The organism is Olivibacter sp. CPCC 100613 (assembly GCF_036959255.1).
In the GTDB taxonomy this organism is placed as follows: Bacteria; Bacteroidota; Bacteroidia; order Sphingobacteriales; family Sphingobacteriaceae; genus Olivibacter.
This window is the reverse complement of sequence record NZ_JAWMTI010000009.1, coordinates 211918-226676: the sequence shown is the minus strand read 5'-3', so window position 1 is coordinate 226676 and position 14759 is coordinate 211918. Positions and strand designations below refer to the sequence as shown.

The following is a 14759-nucleotide window of genomic DNA, read 5'->3' as shown; positions in this document are numbered from 1 at the left end:
AGCTAAACGAGAAGGAAACGCTACGTACGCTTACTTAACTGAGGCAAAGGTGTGCAGGAATAGTGTTAAATACTGTTACATATTGTTAAAAATAGTTAAGCATAACCGATTGAAGCAGCGTTCCTCTTAATTTTGCCTCAATCATAACTTAAAACACATGTCTAAACAACATCGTTATCTGTTGGGCTTGATCACTTTGGCGAGTATAGTAACTATTGTATTTCAGTGCTTTTGGCTTATCGGAAATTATCATCATGAAAAGGACAATTTCATTGCTTATGCAGAGCGATTGCTCTTCGAAAGCATGCAGGAAGAACGCGAGCTACAGTTTAGGGCGGTGTATCCCGAAGCTTACACTTCGTTGAAGCAGGGCGGTTTCCCTGCCATCAGACAGTTGTTCCATCAACACCGGGATGACAAAAATCGTCGTATTTCCGCACTAGCTGTAAGAGGAACACCAGCGATTTCTCTAAGTATAAATGAGTCAATACCTACGGATTCAATCCCCATGCAACCGGTATTTGGGGCGACAGCTTTACTACATATGGATTATCATGCGTTACAGAAAAGATATCGTGAAAAACTAGGTCCTGACTTGCAAAATGTGTTTTTCCTTGACACCTTGCATGTAAAGCGAATGGAGTTTTCCAAGACTACTGCTCCTCGCGGTATGAGATCACGGTCGATGATGCCTGCTGAACCCTTGCTAAAGACTAAGCCAAGGTCTATTTTTGGTATGGCTTTACGTTCTGAACGCGGCAAAAGTGGTTCTTTGGATGAGCGTCATTTCTCGATGCCATTCGGAAAACCGAATCCAAAGATAGTTGCGGAATTCCCACTACAAGCAACTACGATGATGCTCGACCCTGCTAAGGATCTTTTTCTATCTTTATACTTAAAAACACCGACCTGGTGGATTTTCAAACATCTTGCCTGGGCATTTCTTTCCTCATTCTTACTCACCGGCCTTACAATCGGTTGTTTAGTTTACTTGTTGTATACGATTTTTAAGCAAAAGAAGTTGGCGGACATAAAAAACGACTTTGTGAACAACATGACGCATGAACTAAAGACACCGCTGGCAACGGTTCTAGCAGCAACAGAGACCTTGCAACAACTTCAATTGAAAAATAATCAGCAAAGGGCCGAATTGTATCTTCAAATGACACATCGATCGGCAACGCACCTTACGAATCTCATCGATCAAATTTTACATTTAGCGGTAGGAGAAAAGAAAGGAATGCATTTACAACCGGAACTTGTGGATACGAGTAAACTGCTAGAACAACTGGTGGAGACACACCAACTTATCTACCAACATCGAATTACCTTGTCAATAGAAGAGGAGGTACCTTTAATAAAGGTCGACAAGATGCATATTGTCAATGCCGTTAACAACTTGCTTGATAACGCCATTAAGTATACCATTGAACCAATCAATATCCGCGTACTCAGTAAAATGATGAATAAGCAATGGGTACTGAGCATTGCCGATAATGGTATAGGCATCGCTTCCGCCGATATTAAACATATTTTTCAGCCTTTCTATCGTGTGCCGACGGGTAATATTCACCGTGTGAAGGGCTTTGGTTTGGGTCTACATTATGTAAAGCAGGTCATTGCCCAGCACAAAGGACAAATCGAAGTCAACAGCATGCTCGGCAAAGGCACCACTTTTACTATTTATTTACCCTTAAGCGTATGATATCACTGTTATTAATTGAAGATGAAACAGATTTAGGACTTATCATTGCCGATAATTTGCGATCCGCTGAATTTGATGTAAATCATTGTGCAGATGGTGAACAAGGTCTTTTGTTGTTCCATCAGCTGAAACCGGAGGTTATTATTCTAGATATCATGCTCCCAGGTCTGGATGGCTTTGCCATCGCTCAAAAAATACGTGAAATTGATACGGAAACCCCTATTTTATTTCTAACAGCACGCACACAAACAGCAGATGTTGTTCAAGCTTTTGAGCTGGGTGCAAATGACTACCTACGTAAACCTTTTAGTCTGGAAGAGCTGAAAGTTCGTATTAATGCCTTGGTGCAACGTAATCAATGGCAAAATCAAAAACGCTTCTTGCATATTGGTAATTATGTGATGGATAGTATGCGACAAACACTAAAACACCGGGAAGGCGCGGAAATTAATTTGTCTTTTCGGGAGTGCGAGTTGATCAAAATACTCTATGAAAACAAAAATAAAGTCATCCACCGCCAAGATATCATTCGTTCGGTATGGCCGCATGATCGTTTCTTCACCGGAAGAAGTCTAGATGTATTTATCAGTCGCATTCGGACCTATCTACAAGCCGATGATCGTATCTCGATCGTAAATATTCGGGCTGTGGGCTATAAAATGATCATATAAGTAAACCTGCTAGGCCCATTGGTCCAATAATTTTTTAAACGATTCTCTGTATAGATCGCCAACAGGTATTTCCGCCGAACCAACATGTACGCTATTTCTTCCCAAGGCATCTATTTTGTTAATGGCAATAATAAAGGATCGATGTATGCGAAGAAAATCTGCTTCAGGAAGCCGTTCTTCAATACGCTTTAAAGTCGTTAACGAGCTGATCGCTTGCTCTTTGTTTAAAAGGTGAATCTTTACATAATCTTTGATGGATTCGATATATGTGATATCATTCAAATCAATCCGAATCACTTTGTAATCCGACTTAACGAATAGATAACGTTCTTTTTTATCTTGCTCAACAGGTAACGTTTCGATTGATTCAAAGTAGCTTTTCGCTTTGTTGGCCGCCTGTAGGAATTCGTTATAATTGAATGGTTTTAATAGATAATAAAGTGCATCAACTTGATAGCCCTCGATGGCAAATTGATTGAAAGCTGTTGTAAAAACAATTCGGCAGGTACTTTTTTGATTTGATTGTGCCAGTAACTTGGAGAACTCCATTCCAGTTAGTTCAGGCATATAAATATCTAAGAAGATCAGTTGGACGGAAAGTTTATCCAATGCATCCAAAGCCTCTACTGCACTACCATAGGAGCCTATGAGCTTTAAAAAAGGTGTTTTCTCAATAAAGTTGCTAATTAAGCCCAAGGCTAGCGGCTCATCATCGATTGCAATGCAATTCAAGTTCATGATAATATAAGCGTTAAATCGACTTGATAAATGGTGTCGTTGGCCATTTTGTTAATTGTTAAGAGATGCCTGTCCGGATATAACAAATTAAGGCGTCTTTTTGTGTTCTGTAAGCCGATACCGCTTCCTTCTAAAGAACTGCTTATTTTCTCCTGTAAGGTATTGCTCACCTTTAAGTGCAAGGTTTGGTCTTTTACCGACACCTCAATGCGTATTTCGCTTGCCTTCGTTGCGCTAATACCGTGTTTGAAAGCGTTTTCAACAAAGGGTAGGAGTAACATTGGTGCTATCTTGTAATCATGAGATAAAACAGGTTCCGTATAGATTACTTGATTGTTGGCATGCAACCGCAATTCCATCAACTCAATGTGATCTTTCAAAAATTTTAACTCCTCTAATAAACTCGTTTCGTTCTGTGCTGTTTCGTATAGCAAATAACGCATCATACGCGATAATTTATGCAGCGCCTCTCGGGAGAGTTCCACATCGGAAAACGATAATGCATAAATATTGTTAAGCGTATTGAAGAAAAAATGTGGATTAATCTGTGCTTTGAGAAAAGAAAGTTCGGACGCTATTTGCTGTTTCTGCAACTCGTCTTTTAAACGAGCCTCTTGCTGCCATTGTCGCACGGCCGCCACCGTTGTACTTATTCCCAGTACGAGTAGACTGAACATCAACGTGAAGCCATCGACAAGCTCTTCATGTTTCGGTGGCCGTTGTCTTGCATTTGCCATCACTACTTGAAAATCCAGCCATCTTTCGAGCAAAAAGGCAAGGCCTTGTCCAAAGAAAAGTGCAATCAGCAACCATACGATAAAAAGCAATCGCTTATTCCTAAAAAGGAGTTTAGGGGTAAATAGTAGGTAATTACTGTAAAAGATAACAACAAAAAAAATGATAATGCTGGCATGCTTTATCCAAAAAGCGGCAGGTAATTTAATTCCCCAGCTAAGTGGAGGATAAACGAGGAGGGTAAATCCCAATAGCACCCACAACAAAATATGCGTAAAAATAATACCAAGTGTTCTTCTATTTGCTTTCTCCATTATTTCGCATTTGACTTTACAATGTTAAGCGATATCCCAAACTCTGTAAAGATTAACCGACAGAGAGTCAGATTTTCTCGTCCAAACCGATAGAATCATCTTTGAACGCTCTTTTTGATAACACAATTTACCAATGCAGGTTTTGTCTGCAAAATAACACTTTCTGTCGAGCATACTGTCCTTTCAATCTAGGAAGCTTTTTTATATCTCCCAAAGCTCGTCTTTTTGTGCCATTCCAAAACATGAAATATGGCTATTAGATGGTTAAAATATAGAGGGTTCTTCGCACTGTTGTTGTGCACCTTATCAGCGAATGCACAACAGGAACCAGCGAAAATTGAATTGTGGTCCTTAAAAGAATGCTTAGCTTATGCCCAACAACATAATATAACACTCAATAATTTGCGTTTGGCCAAACAAAGCGCGGATCAAAACGTCATCAGTGCCAGAGCTTCTGTATTACCGGACTTAAATGCCGCTGTTTCACAGAATGCGACTCACTACGGGACGACACAAGGAGATGCCGGCAAATCGATCAACTTAAATGGAAGCGTTGGCTTAAATTCTTCCGTAACGCTTTTTAATGGGGGAACCCTAAGAGCCAATATCCGCCAATCACAGTTGGGTACAGAAATGGCCGACTTGGACGTTTCTGAGGCAAGAAACGACTTATACTTACAGATTATTCAGGCTTATACCAATATTATGCTCGACAAAGAAACCATTGTTTATGCACAGGATCTCGTGCAAACGTCCCAAGCACAAACTGAACAAATGGATCAACAGTATAAGGCTGGTGCAGTAGCGAAAAAAGATTTAATTCAATTGCAAGCGCAATTGGCTTCTGATCAGTATACTTTAACCAGTGCTAAGAATGCGGAAAGGCAAGATAAAATTACCCTGAAACAGTTGCTTCAGCTTCCCGTGGACAGTACTTTCGATATTGTAAAAGCCGATACTACTTTTGCACTTGCAGCCATTCCTTCGTTACATGAAGTGATCCAGGATGCAATAAGCAAGCGGCCCGAGATAAAAAACAGCCTACTTAATATTGAAAATTCAAAACTCGATCTCAAAAAGGCAAAAGCGGGTTATTTACCGGTTATATCCTTGAATGGTGGGATAGGTACCAATTACAACAACGGCACCAGTATAGGTACCTTTAGGCAATTTGATAATAACTTCTATCAACAAATAGGCATTACTGCGACCATCCCCTTGTTCAGCAGAAAGGTTAATCAAACCAATATAGCAAAGTCCAATATTGCCATTAAACAAGCAGAGCTAGATCTGTTGAATACAAAAACCATTCTTTCACAAACAGTGGAAAAAGCTTACATCAACACACAGAATGCTTATAGTCAATACGATGCCTCCGCCGAACAACTGAATTATAATAAGGAAGCATATCGGATAGCAGGTGAAGAATTACGTGTAGGATCAGCTAATACTGTAGAATATATACAGCAAAAAAATCTATACATACAAGCATTACAAGCGTATACGCAAGCTAAATATAGTGCCATGCTTTCGCTCAATGTATTCAATTTCTACAAAGGCGATTTTTTGGAAAATCAACAATAAGTGCAAACTCTTGAATTATATATATGAATCGTAAAAAAATAATCATTATTAGTATCCTGATTTTGATGCTCGCTGTTTTACTTTATTTCTTTTTCGGTAGGAAAAAGGAAAATGGGATCGCTTTTGAAACAACAGTGCCTGAAAAAGGCCCCATCGCATCCATCATTACCTCAACGGGTACAATTCAACCAGTTGACACGGTAGCCGTGGGAACGCAGGTTTCCGGTATCATAGCCAGCATATATACCGACTATAATGCGCAGGTAAAAAAAGGTCAACTATTGGCGGAGCTAGATCCGACCTTAATGCAGGCAACAGTTGATCAAATTAAGGGGCAACTGGCGCAGGCGCAAAGTAATTTAAATTATCAGCAAATCAATTTCAATCGCCAACGGGAGCTTTTTCAAGTAGGAGCGATCAGCAAAGCTACTTATGATCTGGCAACTAATTCATATGAAACGGCCCAGGCAAGTGTCAACAGCATTAAGGCACAGTTGCGATCGGCGCAGCAGAACTTATCCTTTACTAAAATCTATTCACCAATTGACGGGGTTGTGCTTAATCGAAGTGTCAGTGTTGGACAAACGGTGGCTGCCAGCTTTAATACGCCTACGTTATTCAGTTTAGCGAAAGATATCACCAAAATGCAGGTACAGGCCAAAGTAGACGAAGCGGATATTGGTGATGTCCAAATGGGTGATCGTGTAACATTTACGGTGGATGCCTATATCGACCAAACTTTTGAAGGCAAAGTTTCTGAAATACGTTTGCAACCCAGTACCTCCAATAATGTTGTCACCTATACGACGATTATTGAAACCAGTAATGCTGATATGAAGTTAAAGCCAGGTATGACCGCTACCGTAACCATCTACACAAAAGAGGCTAGCAATGTACTTACAGTTCCTGTTAGTGCTCTGAAACTCACCATCGAACCAGGGCAAATTACACCGCCGTATCGACTCACCGAAAATCGAGCCGCCGATACGGCCCAGAATGCCGTATGGGTATTAAAAGGAAATCAAGTGGTTAGGCAGGCCATCAAAGTAGGCATTAATGATAATACAAAGGTTCAGGTAGAAGGGGGGATAGGAGCCAAAGATAGTATTATAACGGCTATTGTGAGTACTGGACAAAGTATACCGGAGAATATGGGGTCAAATCCTTTCTTACCAACACCAAGGAGAAGACGATAATGGCAGCGATATTAAATATTAAGGATCTAAAAAGGGAGTTTCTCGTCGGATCGCAGGTGGTACGTGCCTTGAAAGGGGTAAACTTCGATGTAAATACGGGTGAATTTGTTACGATCATGGGCAGCAGCGGTTCGGGTAAATCCACCATGCTTAATATCTTGGGCTGCCTGGACAAAGCGAGCTCGGGTGAGTATCTTTTGGATGGAATCAATGTTAAAAGTTTAAATCGGGATGAATTAGCCAAATTGAGAAACAATAAAATTGGTTTCGTTTTTCAGGCCTACAATCTATTACCCAGAACTTCGGCATTGGAAAATGTGGAACTGCCCTTATTGTACCAGTCTGGCATTTCGCACAAACAGCGACAGGAAAAAGCGATGCATGCACTGGAAATGGTAAAACTGCAAGATCGCTATGACCATACACCGAGCCAACTTTCAGGTGGGCAGCAACAACGTGTGGCTATTGCCAGAGCTTTAGTAAATGAGCCTGTGATGATCTTGGCAGATGAGGCAACGGGAAACCTAGATACGAGGACCTCATACGAAATTATGACCTTGATGCAAGAGCTGAATCAAGAGCAGCAAAAGACCATTGTATTCGTCACGCATGAACCTGATATCGCGTCTTTCAGCAGCCGAACCATTTTATTGCGGGATGGAAAGATTCAACGCGATACACCAAATACGGCGATTCGTTCCGCTAAGGAGGCCTTGGCTGCCTTACCGACAAATGATGATTATTAACGCATTTGCAGAAAATTCGATTTATGAATTACGTCAATTTATTACGCATAGCGCTCCGAGCGATTCAAAGGAATAAACTGAGAGCCTTTCTTACCATGTTAGGCATTATCATTGGTGTCGCGGCTGTGATTACCATGATGTCCATTGGCGAAGGATCCAAACAAAGTATACAAAATACGTTCTCCAGCATGGGTTCTAATATGATTACCGTAATGCCTTACAACAACAATCCTATGCCTGGAGGTGTTCGTTTAGGTGCAGCTAGTGTACAATCGCTTACCCTTAGCGATGTCAACAAAATCAAGCAGGAGGTACATGAAATTAATGCCCTTTCACCTGGTGTTTCCAGTAGCGGCCAAGCTATTCGGGGCGCCAGTAACTGGCCAACTTCGCTACAAGGGGTTTCCAGCGATTACCTACAGATACGCCAGTTGAGTATAAAGGATGGGTCAAATTTTACAGAGGAACAAGTGAAGGCTTCTGCCAAGGTCTGTTTAATAGGACAAACGGTTGTTGACAATTTGTTCAAAGAAAATGAGAATCCTGTTGGCCAGATTATCCGTTTTGGAAAAATTCCTTTTCAGATTATTGGTGTACTTAATGCAAAGGGACAAAACACTTTCGGACAGGATCAGGATGATATTATCATTGCTCCTTATACAACCGTCATGAAACGTATCTTGGCTACAACCTATCTTCAAAATATTTATGCAGCAACACCGAACGAAGCATTGTCAAATCAAGCAATGGAGCATATTACAACAGTTTTAAAAGAAAATCACCGTATTCGAGAAGGTACTGAAAACGATTTTGAGGTACGTACCATGGCCGAACTTATACAAATGCTAAGCTCAACAAGTGGCATGATGACCTCCTTATTGACCGCGGTAGCCGGTATTTCACTTCTTATCGGTGGAATTGGTATTATGAACATCATGTATGTATCGGTTACCGAGCGTACACGCGAAATTGGATTACGACTGTCAATAGGGGCTCGTGGCCGGGATATTTTATGGCAATTTTTAACGGAAGCCGTTGTTATCAGCATGACAGGCGGTGTGATGGGAGCGATGCTCGGAATCATCGCCTCCTTCACGATATCCAGTCTGGTTCATTGGCCGATCTTGATTTCTGAATCATCGATTGTCATTTCTTTTTTCGTCTGCGTGATCACGGGTGTTTTTTTCGGTTATTATCCCGCAGTAAAAGCTGCTGCATTGGATCCTATAGAAGCTTTGAGGTATGAATAGTAAAACCAGCTAATTTGTTAATTGATCAACGAATAACGGAAAAAGCCCGAAAAATCGGGCTTTTTGTATTTCATAGGTATCATTCTTTAATGATTATTTACCGGAATTCTTGATTGAGGTAACATCATTACGAATCTCTTGGGCAAGGTTCTTTAAATCTTGCATCGCTTTACGTACACGTGTACCGGCAGCAGCATTTCCCTTGTTGTAGAATTTGTCGGCGTCAGCTTCAACTGAGCTAATAAGCTCTTTTAACTTTCCAAATTTGTCCATTGTAGTAAATTTTTATTTAAGTGATAATTTGACGACAAGATGATCTTGCCCCTAATCGCTTTAATCCGCATTTTTCGTACCAAACCGCTTTAAATAAGCCAAAAACCATGTTTTTTTTAAAAAAAATGGTAAAAAACAATAAAATCACCTGCTTTTATCTAAAATAAGCCAAAAAAAAGAATCAATTCAATTTCACCATAACTGTTTTAAAAAGGTCTCAAATACATTTATTGTAGCATTTTACATACGCTTCTAACTTTATTGTATAGAAACGCCCTCATCTTTAAATGCGGTTCGAAGGCTAAGTTCGACTTCTGTGTCCGTCAAAACTACATCAATTGCGTGGACGGGACCAACATAAAAAGGCTCTGCTGTTCCGATTTTATTGGTTGTAGATAGTGCTATCACAAATTTAGCGTTTGCTACAATATTTCGCTTGATAATACAATCGTCATAATCACGGGTCGTAATACCGGCAGTCAAGTCTATACTGCAAATTCCCAAGAAAGCAAGGTCTGATTTAATCGTACGAATCGCATCCACTGTATCAACACCTACGGTGGTAAAAGCGTCCTTGTTTAAGCGTCCTCCTAAAAATATAAGTTCCGCTAAAGGATGATCTTCTAATGCATTGACAATCGGGAAGCTATTCGTAACAACAACAATACTCCGTTCTCTGGGTAAAGCGGCGGCGACTGCTAAACTAGAGGTTCCACCATCGAAAAACACAACTTGTCCATCCTCAATAAAATCCAAAGCCTTTTTTGCAATTAATTGCTTTTGTTCTAGTTGTAAATGTTCACGGTCTCGATAGTGATGGGGAACAGGCGAATGCGCAATAGCACCTCCTCGAACTGCTTTCACAATTCCCAAATCAGCTAATTCCTTGATATCCCTTCGTACCGTATCTTCTGAAACATTCAACAACTCACTTAACTCCTTTAGTTGAGCTGATTGTTTGTTTTTTATGTGTTCTGTCAATCGTTGTTGTCTTTCTGCTTTGATCATAGTCTTGCAATTTAATGCAAAATTAATAAAAATAAATTGCAAAATATTGCAATTATTATGTATTTTTGTTGCATTAAATAGCAATATATGAAAAAACAATCAATTGCCATCGACATGGATGGCGTATTGGCAGACACAGAAAGCCAATATTTACATTACTACGAACAGGAATTTGGAGAGCGTTTGACGAAGGACATCTTTCATAATGTTCCAGAAGGGGAGGCCCTGCCAAATGGATCCATTTTTAAATACCTTTATACACCTGGTTTTTTTAGAACAATACCGGTGATGGAGGGGGCGGTAGAAGTGGTAAAGCGACTTCAGGAAAAATATGAAATTTACATTGTTTCAGCAGCGATGGAGTTTCCACTTTCTTTATTTGAAAAAAAGGAATGGCTTGCGGAACATTTTCCATTTATTCATTGGCATCATATTATCTTCTGTGGAGACAAAAGTGTTATTGATACCGATTTTATGATTGATGATTATTGCAAAAATCTTGATTTCTGTAAAGGAAAACCTATTTTATTTAGTGCGGGCCATAATGCAAATATTGATCATCATGTTCGTGTTAATAATTGGCAAGAGGTTCTCGATGTCCTGGACAATGTCCCAACTATTTAACGGGAAAGTGTTTTTTTATCTAACCAAGCCGAAAAAGCATCCTTAAAGATGTTCCCGATAGGGATACTTCTTTGAGGATAAGATACCAACCGAACCTGATTTCCTTCAATGGAGTGAACATAGTTCAATGCAATAATATACGATTTATGAATCCTCATAAAGGCGTGTTGACTTAATTGATTTTCCATTTCTTTCATGGTTACAAAAGCGATAATCCGTTCACCTCCATCTATATAAATTGAAACGTAATTCTTAAGTCCTTCAACAAAAACAATTTTATTTACATCTACCTTCATTAGTTTTCCCTTTCGATCTGTTTTGATGAACATATAGGGATTATTCAGTAGTTCAGCAACATCCTCGTGGGCTTCTCTATCATTTTGTATCTTATTAACCGCTTGCAGGAAGCGATCAAAGGAAATGGGCTTTAGTAAGTAGTCAACAACAGCAAATTCATAGCCCGCAATGGCATATTCTGTATAGGCCGTTGTCAGAATAACACGAATGTTCCTATTCAACACCTTTAGAAATTCAATACCTGTAAGATAGGGCATCTGTACATCTAAAAAAAGTAGATCGATCGATTTGGAGTGGATAATAGACAGGGCGTTCACTGGATCGGTAGAAGTTCCTACAAGTTCCAGAAAGGGCACTTTTTCAATATGATGTTTTAATAAATCAATTGCGTGCTCTTCATCATCAATTATAAAACAATGTATCTTCATCTATCTGTTTTTTCCGTTCTTATGTAACCTGTCATGCCTCGATCGGTATTTGTAATGATACAGAAAACATCTCTGTATCCTCATGCACAATAAATTGATGTGTTTCACCATAAATCAAACGCAGGCGGTGTTTGATATTTGTCAAACCGATGCCATTTGAAAGCTCTTTTGTCCCCGCACTTTTTTTGTTTTTTATAAAAAAGGATAAATATCCCTGTTGATTGCCGAGTATAATTTCTAAAGGGTAATGGGCATCTAACAAATCACCGTGCTTAAATGCGTTTTCTACCAACGTGATTAGCACCAGTGGAATGATTTTGATTTGCAGATTGTCGACCTTTTCTTCGTAAATAATATGTAAACGATTATTAAGGCGTCTTTGGTTTATTTCAATTACATTCTTCAAATGCGTAATTTCTTTCTCTAGGATCACTTTTCCGCCTTTGTCTTCTTCTACTGTTAAGGCATAACGCATGATGTCTGACAAAAGCAATACAGCTTTCGCCAGGTCTTCATCTTGCCGAATGCTCTTTGAATAAATAAAACTCAAGGAATTAAATAAAAAATGAGGATTAATTTGATGCTTAAGCGCGGTCAGCTCGGCTTGTGCTTTTTGTTTTTCCAACAGGATCTGCTGTCTGGTTCTACGCCACCATTCAATCGTCAAGGAGGCTCCAATGCATATTACGATGTCGAACATGGAGAACACAATAAACCATAATACGAACCAACCGAAGCTGTCTTCGGGAATAAGTGTTTTCGAGTTGCGCATATGGCTGACAGAATGCATCGTTTTAGTTATTTCAAAATCGAAATAGCCATATATGAATTTAACAAAGTAGAGAATCGTAAAAAAAAGTATCGGCTTCCTCCATTTTCCTGTACGAATAAGAGGAAGAATAATATAAAAAATTAAGAAAAAATTAGTCAACACATTTTCTGCAAGGAAAATGGCAGCATTCAACAAAATACCATAACGCCTACTAAAAGACAATAGCGTTTCTTGCGGATTGGAAACATAGCTGATAAAGAATATAAAACAATATAAAAAGATGGCAAGCAACAAAAGAATGGTGAAGCGTCGCCATTGTTTATGTATAAATATGCTTATCACCTGTATCATGTTTTCTGTTCGTGTTAGAAAGCAACACCAGTACCAACAAAAAAGCCGAAATCACCCTTGCTTGTTAAACCAAAGTCCATACGCGTATCCAATCGGTATTTGGGAATGAGTTGTTGCCTGAAACCTACACCATAAAATGCCTTTATTGAGGACTGATAATCTTTAAAGAAATTTTTTGCACCGTCACCTAAGCCAGCAAAGATTGCATAGCCAAACCGGTGATCGACACTGGAAAAATAGGATCGATATTCAGCTTGAACAGCAAACACTTGTTCTGCAATATAAAGATGGCGCCAAACGCCCCTAAAAGCTCTATCCGCTGTCATATAAGGCAGTTGATAGAAAGGAACTTCCCCTCCCCATGTACCATTAAACATTGCTTGAACAGCTAAAGCATCGCCTTGCACGAGCCAATTTACCGGCATAAATTTCCTGTAATCAAATTTCAACTCGTGATAATGGTAGTCGCTGATAACATCCTTATTGAACCAATAATAATTGATTTCCAAAAAACTTCCTTTTGTAGGAAACAGAATGTCATTCCGTTTATCCATACGCAGGGTAGGACCAATGCCGAAAAGCCACCCACCGTTTCGCCCATAAAAATCCGGAAATGGTTCTTTTTCAAAATTCAATTCACTGTCTTTTCTCAATCTGTAATTAAGGCCAATGAAAAATCGATCGGCTAAAATTCTACTAATTGATCCATCGAGGATAAAATTATCGGAAACATAGGTTGTTTTATTCCGATCATCGCTCTCTTTACCGACCCCAAAAAAATAGTTTTTGCTATTATTGGTAAACAAAAAATTATTGATAAAGTGCCACTTATTCTTGTAGTACGCTTCCATATAGGCCCCTACAGCTAATTGCTTCCCATTAAAACCGTAGGAAACCGTGGGTACGAAAACGGTGGGTTGAGAAAACTTTGTCTGATTATCTGCCTTTGGATACCAGATCATCGTCACGCCGGCTCCTAGTGACAAACCCGTTTCTCGTGTAAATCCGATGATAGGTTGCGGCAAAAGCTTCAATCGGTGCTCATCTTGTTTTGCGAGATAAGGAGCTCCATCACTTGCGTCGACCGGAGCTGTCAACTTAATTTTCGTCCAATTACGATTATTTTTAATTAGCAGCTCATTGTTTTCGGTAAAGGTCGGGGGAATAAAAACAGACGATAATTCTTTTATTCGCTCTTTTTTTGTAAGATTCCAAACAGACAATCGACCTTCTTCATCCGTACTTACTAAATAATTGCCGGTAGGATCATACGTTATCCAGGCGATCTTGGATTGATCCGTTTTTATTTCCTGAATTAAGTTGTCTGAAAAGTCACGTATCTGTATACTGTTTCTATCGGTTACACTTGCTAATTCTTGTTTCTGTGGATTAAAAGTTAGTAGCCTTTGTTTTTCTTTTTGCCAATTAACCTGGATTTTAGCGAAAGATTCGTAGTCCAAGAACTGAATAAGTCGGCTATTTGTAAATCCGATTAATTTGCCGTCATTACTGATACTGAGAGCGTTGATGTCCGATGCAATATTTCTAGTAGCAATTGCTTCCCAAGTACTTGCACGATACTTGCTTATTTTCGCATTAAAGGCTTTCACTGAATGAACAAAAATCCATTCTTCTTTTGCGCTATTGAATGCGGCTAACTTCGTTTTAAAAGGAAGCTGCGTAAGCTGACGTATCGTATCGCTATTCAATGCGTAAACAGTCGTCAGCCGGTCATCTCCTGACACCACAAAAAACTGCCCATCAGGTGAAAAAGTCATCAAACCACCAACACCTCGCCCAGGCAAGGCAAATTCATGTACAACATATTGATTATTCGTTTGCTGAAATAAAATACGATCCGGAAGCTCATTTACCGACAGGGGTAGCACAGGATTAATACGCTCTTGTAAGGTAATAGCTTGTTGTGCATGGACGCGAAAAATACCAGCCGAAACAAGCAAGAAGCAATAGATACAGATAATATGTGTTTTTCCTAATCTTAAAAAGACCATGTAGACAATGTTAATGCGTAGTATAGAAACGCAACTAAAATAAAAGAGATTTACC

The 14759-nt window shown here is 39.5% G+C and carries 14 protein-coding genes; 7 read left to right on the top strand and 7 right to left on the bottom strand.

Annotation, left to right across the window (positions count from 1 at the left end; all coding sequences use genetic code 11):
* Positions 1-157 precede the first annotated feature (157 nt).
* Positions 158-1705: a sensor histidine kinase gene (locus RYH73_RS22570; protein ID WP_335315756.1), complete on the top strand. Its 1548-nt coding sequence runs from the start codon at positions 158-160 to the stop codon at positions 1703-1705.
* Entirely contained in the window at positions 1702-2376 is a 675-nt protein-coding gene (locus RYH73_RS22565) for a response regulator transcription factor (protein ID WP_335315755.1), read from the top strand. The genes RYH73_RS22570 and RYH73_RS22565 overlap by 4 nt, the downstream gene beginning before the upstream one ends.
* Before the next feature lie 9 nt (positions 2377-2385).
* Here RYH73_RS22565 and RYH73_RS22560 read toward each other — a convergent pair whose 3' ends face one another.
* On the bottom strand, positions 2386-3114 hold the full coding sequence (locus tag RYH73_RS22560; RefSeq protein ID WP_335315754.1) for a LytR/AlgR family response regulator transcription factor: 729 nt from the start codon (positions 3112-3114) through the stop codon (positions 2386-2388).
* The gene (locus tag RYH73_RS22555) at positions 3111-4163 is read right to left on the bottom strand and encodes a sensor histidine kinase (protein WP_335315753.1); all 1053 of its coding nucleotides are present in this window, start codon (positions 4161-4163) and stop codon (positions 3111-3113) included. Before RYH73_RS22555 ends, RYH73_RS22560 begins: the two co-directional genes overlap by 4 nt.
* Before the next feature lie 249 nt (positions 4164-4412).
* Between RYH73_RS22555 and RYH73_RS22550 the strand changes: the two genes are divergently transcribed.
* The 4 genes from RYH73_RS22550 to RYH73_RS22535 are packed head-to-tail and all read left to right on the top strand — an operon-like array spanning position 4413 to position 8939.
* Positions 4413-5747, top strand: coding sequence for a TolC family protein (locus tag RYH73_RS22550; RefSeq protein ID WP_335315752.1), 1335 nt, complete (start codon positions 4413-4415; stop codon positions 5745-5747).
* 23 nt (positions 5748-5770) lie between these two features.
* A complete protein-coding gene (locus RYH73_RS22545; protein ID WP_335315751.1) occupies positions 5771-6943 on the top strand; it encodes an efflux RND transporter periplasmic adaptor subunit in 1173 nt (390 codons plus the stop codon).
* Positions 6943-7689, top strand: coding sequence for an ABC transporter ATP-binding protein (locus RYH73_RS22540; protein WP_335315750.1), 747 nt, complete (start codon positions 6943-6945; stop codon positions 7687-7689). The genes RYH73_RS22545 and RYH73_RS22540 overlap by 1 nt, the downstream gene beginning before the upstream one ends.
* A 23-nt stretch (positions 7690-7712) precedes the next feature.
* Positions 7713-8939 carry an ABC transporter permease gene (locus RYH73_RS22535; protein ID WP_335315749.1) on the top strand — a complete coding sequence of 409 codons (1227 nt, stop codon included), beginning with the start codon at positions 7713-7715 and terminating at the stop codon, positions 8937-8939.
* 93 nt (positions 8940-9032) lie between these two features.
* Here the strand turns inward: RYH73_RS22535 and RYH73_RS22530 are convergent, their stop codons facing one another.
* Positions 9033-9212: a histone H1 gene (locus tag RYH73_RS22530; protein WP_335315748.1), complete on the bottom strand. Its 180-nt coding sequence runs from the start codon at positions 9210-9212 to the stop codon at positions 9033-9035.
* Positions 9213-9470: 258 nt separating this feature from the next.
* The gene (locus tag RYH73_RS22525; protein WP_335315747.1) at positions 9471-10220 is read right to left on the bottom strand and encodes a DeoR/GlpR family DNA-binding transcription regulator; all 750 of its coding nucleotides are present in this window, start codon (positions 10218-10220) and stop codon (positions 9471-9473) included.
* Positions 10221-10307: 87 nt separating this feature from the next.
* Here RYH73_RS22525 and RYH73_RS22520 point away from each other — a divergent pair, with 87 nt between their 5' ends.
* Positions 10308-10844 (top strand): 5' nucleotidase, NT5C type, encoded by a 537-nt coding sequence (locus RYH73_RS22520; protein WP_335315746.1) that lies wholly within the window; start codon positions 10308-10310, stop codon positions 10842-10844.
* Here RYH73_RS22520 and RYH73_RS22515 read toward each other — a convergent pair.
* Genes RYH73_RS22515 through RYH73_RS22505 form a run of 3 tightly spaced genes read right to left on the bottom strand, consistent with a single transcriptional unit; the run spans position 10841 to position 14704 of the window.
* The gene (locus RYH73_RS22515; protein ID WP_335315745.1) at positions 10841-11569 is read right to left on the bottom strand and encodes a LytR/AlgR family response regulator transcription factor; all 729 of its coding nucleotides are present in this window, start codon (positions 11567-11569) and stop codon (positions 10841-10843) included. The genes RYH73_RS22520 and RYH73_RS22515 overlap by 4 nt on opposite strands.
* A gap of 31 nt (positions 11570-11600) precedes the next feature.
* Positions 11601-12683, bottom strand: coding sequence for a sensor histidine kinase (locus RYH73_RS22510; protein ID WP_335315744.1), 1083 nt, complete (start codon positions 12681-12683; stop codon positions 11601-11603).
* A 23-nt stretch (positions 12684-12706) separates the two neighbouring features.
* On the bottom strand, positions 12707-14704 hold the full coding sequence (locus tag RYH73_RS22505) for a BamA/TamA family outer membrane protein (RefSeq protein WP_335315743.1): 1998 nt from the start codon (positions 14702-14704) through the stop codon (positions 12707-12709).
* Between the last annotated feature and the right edge of the window lie 55 nt (positions 14705-14759).

Bases quoted from the DNA above. Each gene is read 5' to 3' on its own strand.
- RYH73_RS22520 (WP_335315746.1), top strand. From the start codon at position 10,308: ATGAAAAAACAATCAATTGCCATCGACATGGATGGCGTATTGGCAGAC.
- RYH73_RS22535 (WP_335315749.1), top strand. From the start codon at position 7,713: ATGAATTACGTCAATTTATTACGCATAGCGCTCCGAGCGATTCAAAGG.
- RYH73_RS22555 (WP_335315753.1), bottom strand. From the start codon at position 4,163: ATGGAGAAAGCAAATAGAAGAACACTTGGTATTATTTTTACGCATATT.
- RYH73_RS22570 (WP_335315756.1), top strand. From the start codon at position 158: ATGTCTAAACAACATCGTTATCTGTTGGGCTTGATCACTTTGGCGAGT.
- RYH73_RS22505 (WP_335315743.1), bottom strand. From the start codon at position 14,704: ATGGTCTTTTTAAGATTAGGAAAAACACATATTATCTGTATCTATTGC.
- RYH73_RS22565 (WP_335315755.1), top strand. From the start codon at position 1,702: ATGATATCACTGTTATTAATTGAAGATGAAACAGATTTAGGACTTATC.
- RYH73_RS22515 (WP_335315745.1), bottom strand. From the start codon at position 11,569: ATGAAGATACATTGTTTTATAATTGATGATGAAGAGCACGCAATTGAT.
- RYH73_RS22550 (WP_335315752.1), top strand. From the start codon at position 4,413: ATGGCTATTAGATGGTTAAAATATAGAGGGTTCTTCGCACTGTTGTTG.
- RYH73_RS22540 (WP_335315750.1), top strand. From the start codon at position 6,943: ATGGCAGCGATATTAAATATTAAGGATCTAAAAAGGGAGTTTCTCGTC.
- RYH73_RS22560 (WP_335315754.1), bottom strand. From the start codon at position 3,114: ATGAACTTGAATTGCATTGCAATCGATGATGAGCCGCTAGCCTTGGGC.
- RYH73_RS22530 (WP_335315748.1), bottom strand. From the start codon at position 9,212: ATGGACAAATTTGGAAAGTTAAAAGAGCTTATTAGCTCAGTTGAAGCT.
- RYH73_RS22525 (WP_335315747.1), bottom strand. From the start codon at position 10,220: ATGATCAAAGCAGAAAGACAACAACGATTGACAGAACACATAAAAAAC.
- RYH73_RS22545 (WP_335315751.1), top strand. From the start codon at position 5,771: ATGAATCGTAAAAAAATAATCATTATTAGTATCCTGATTTTGATGCTC.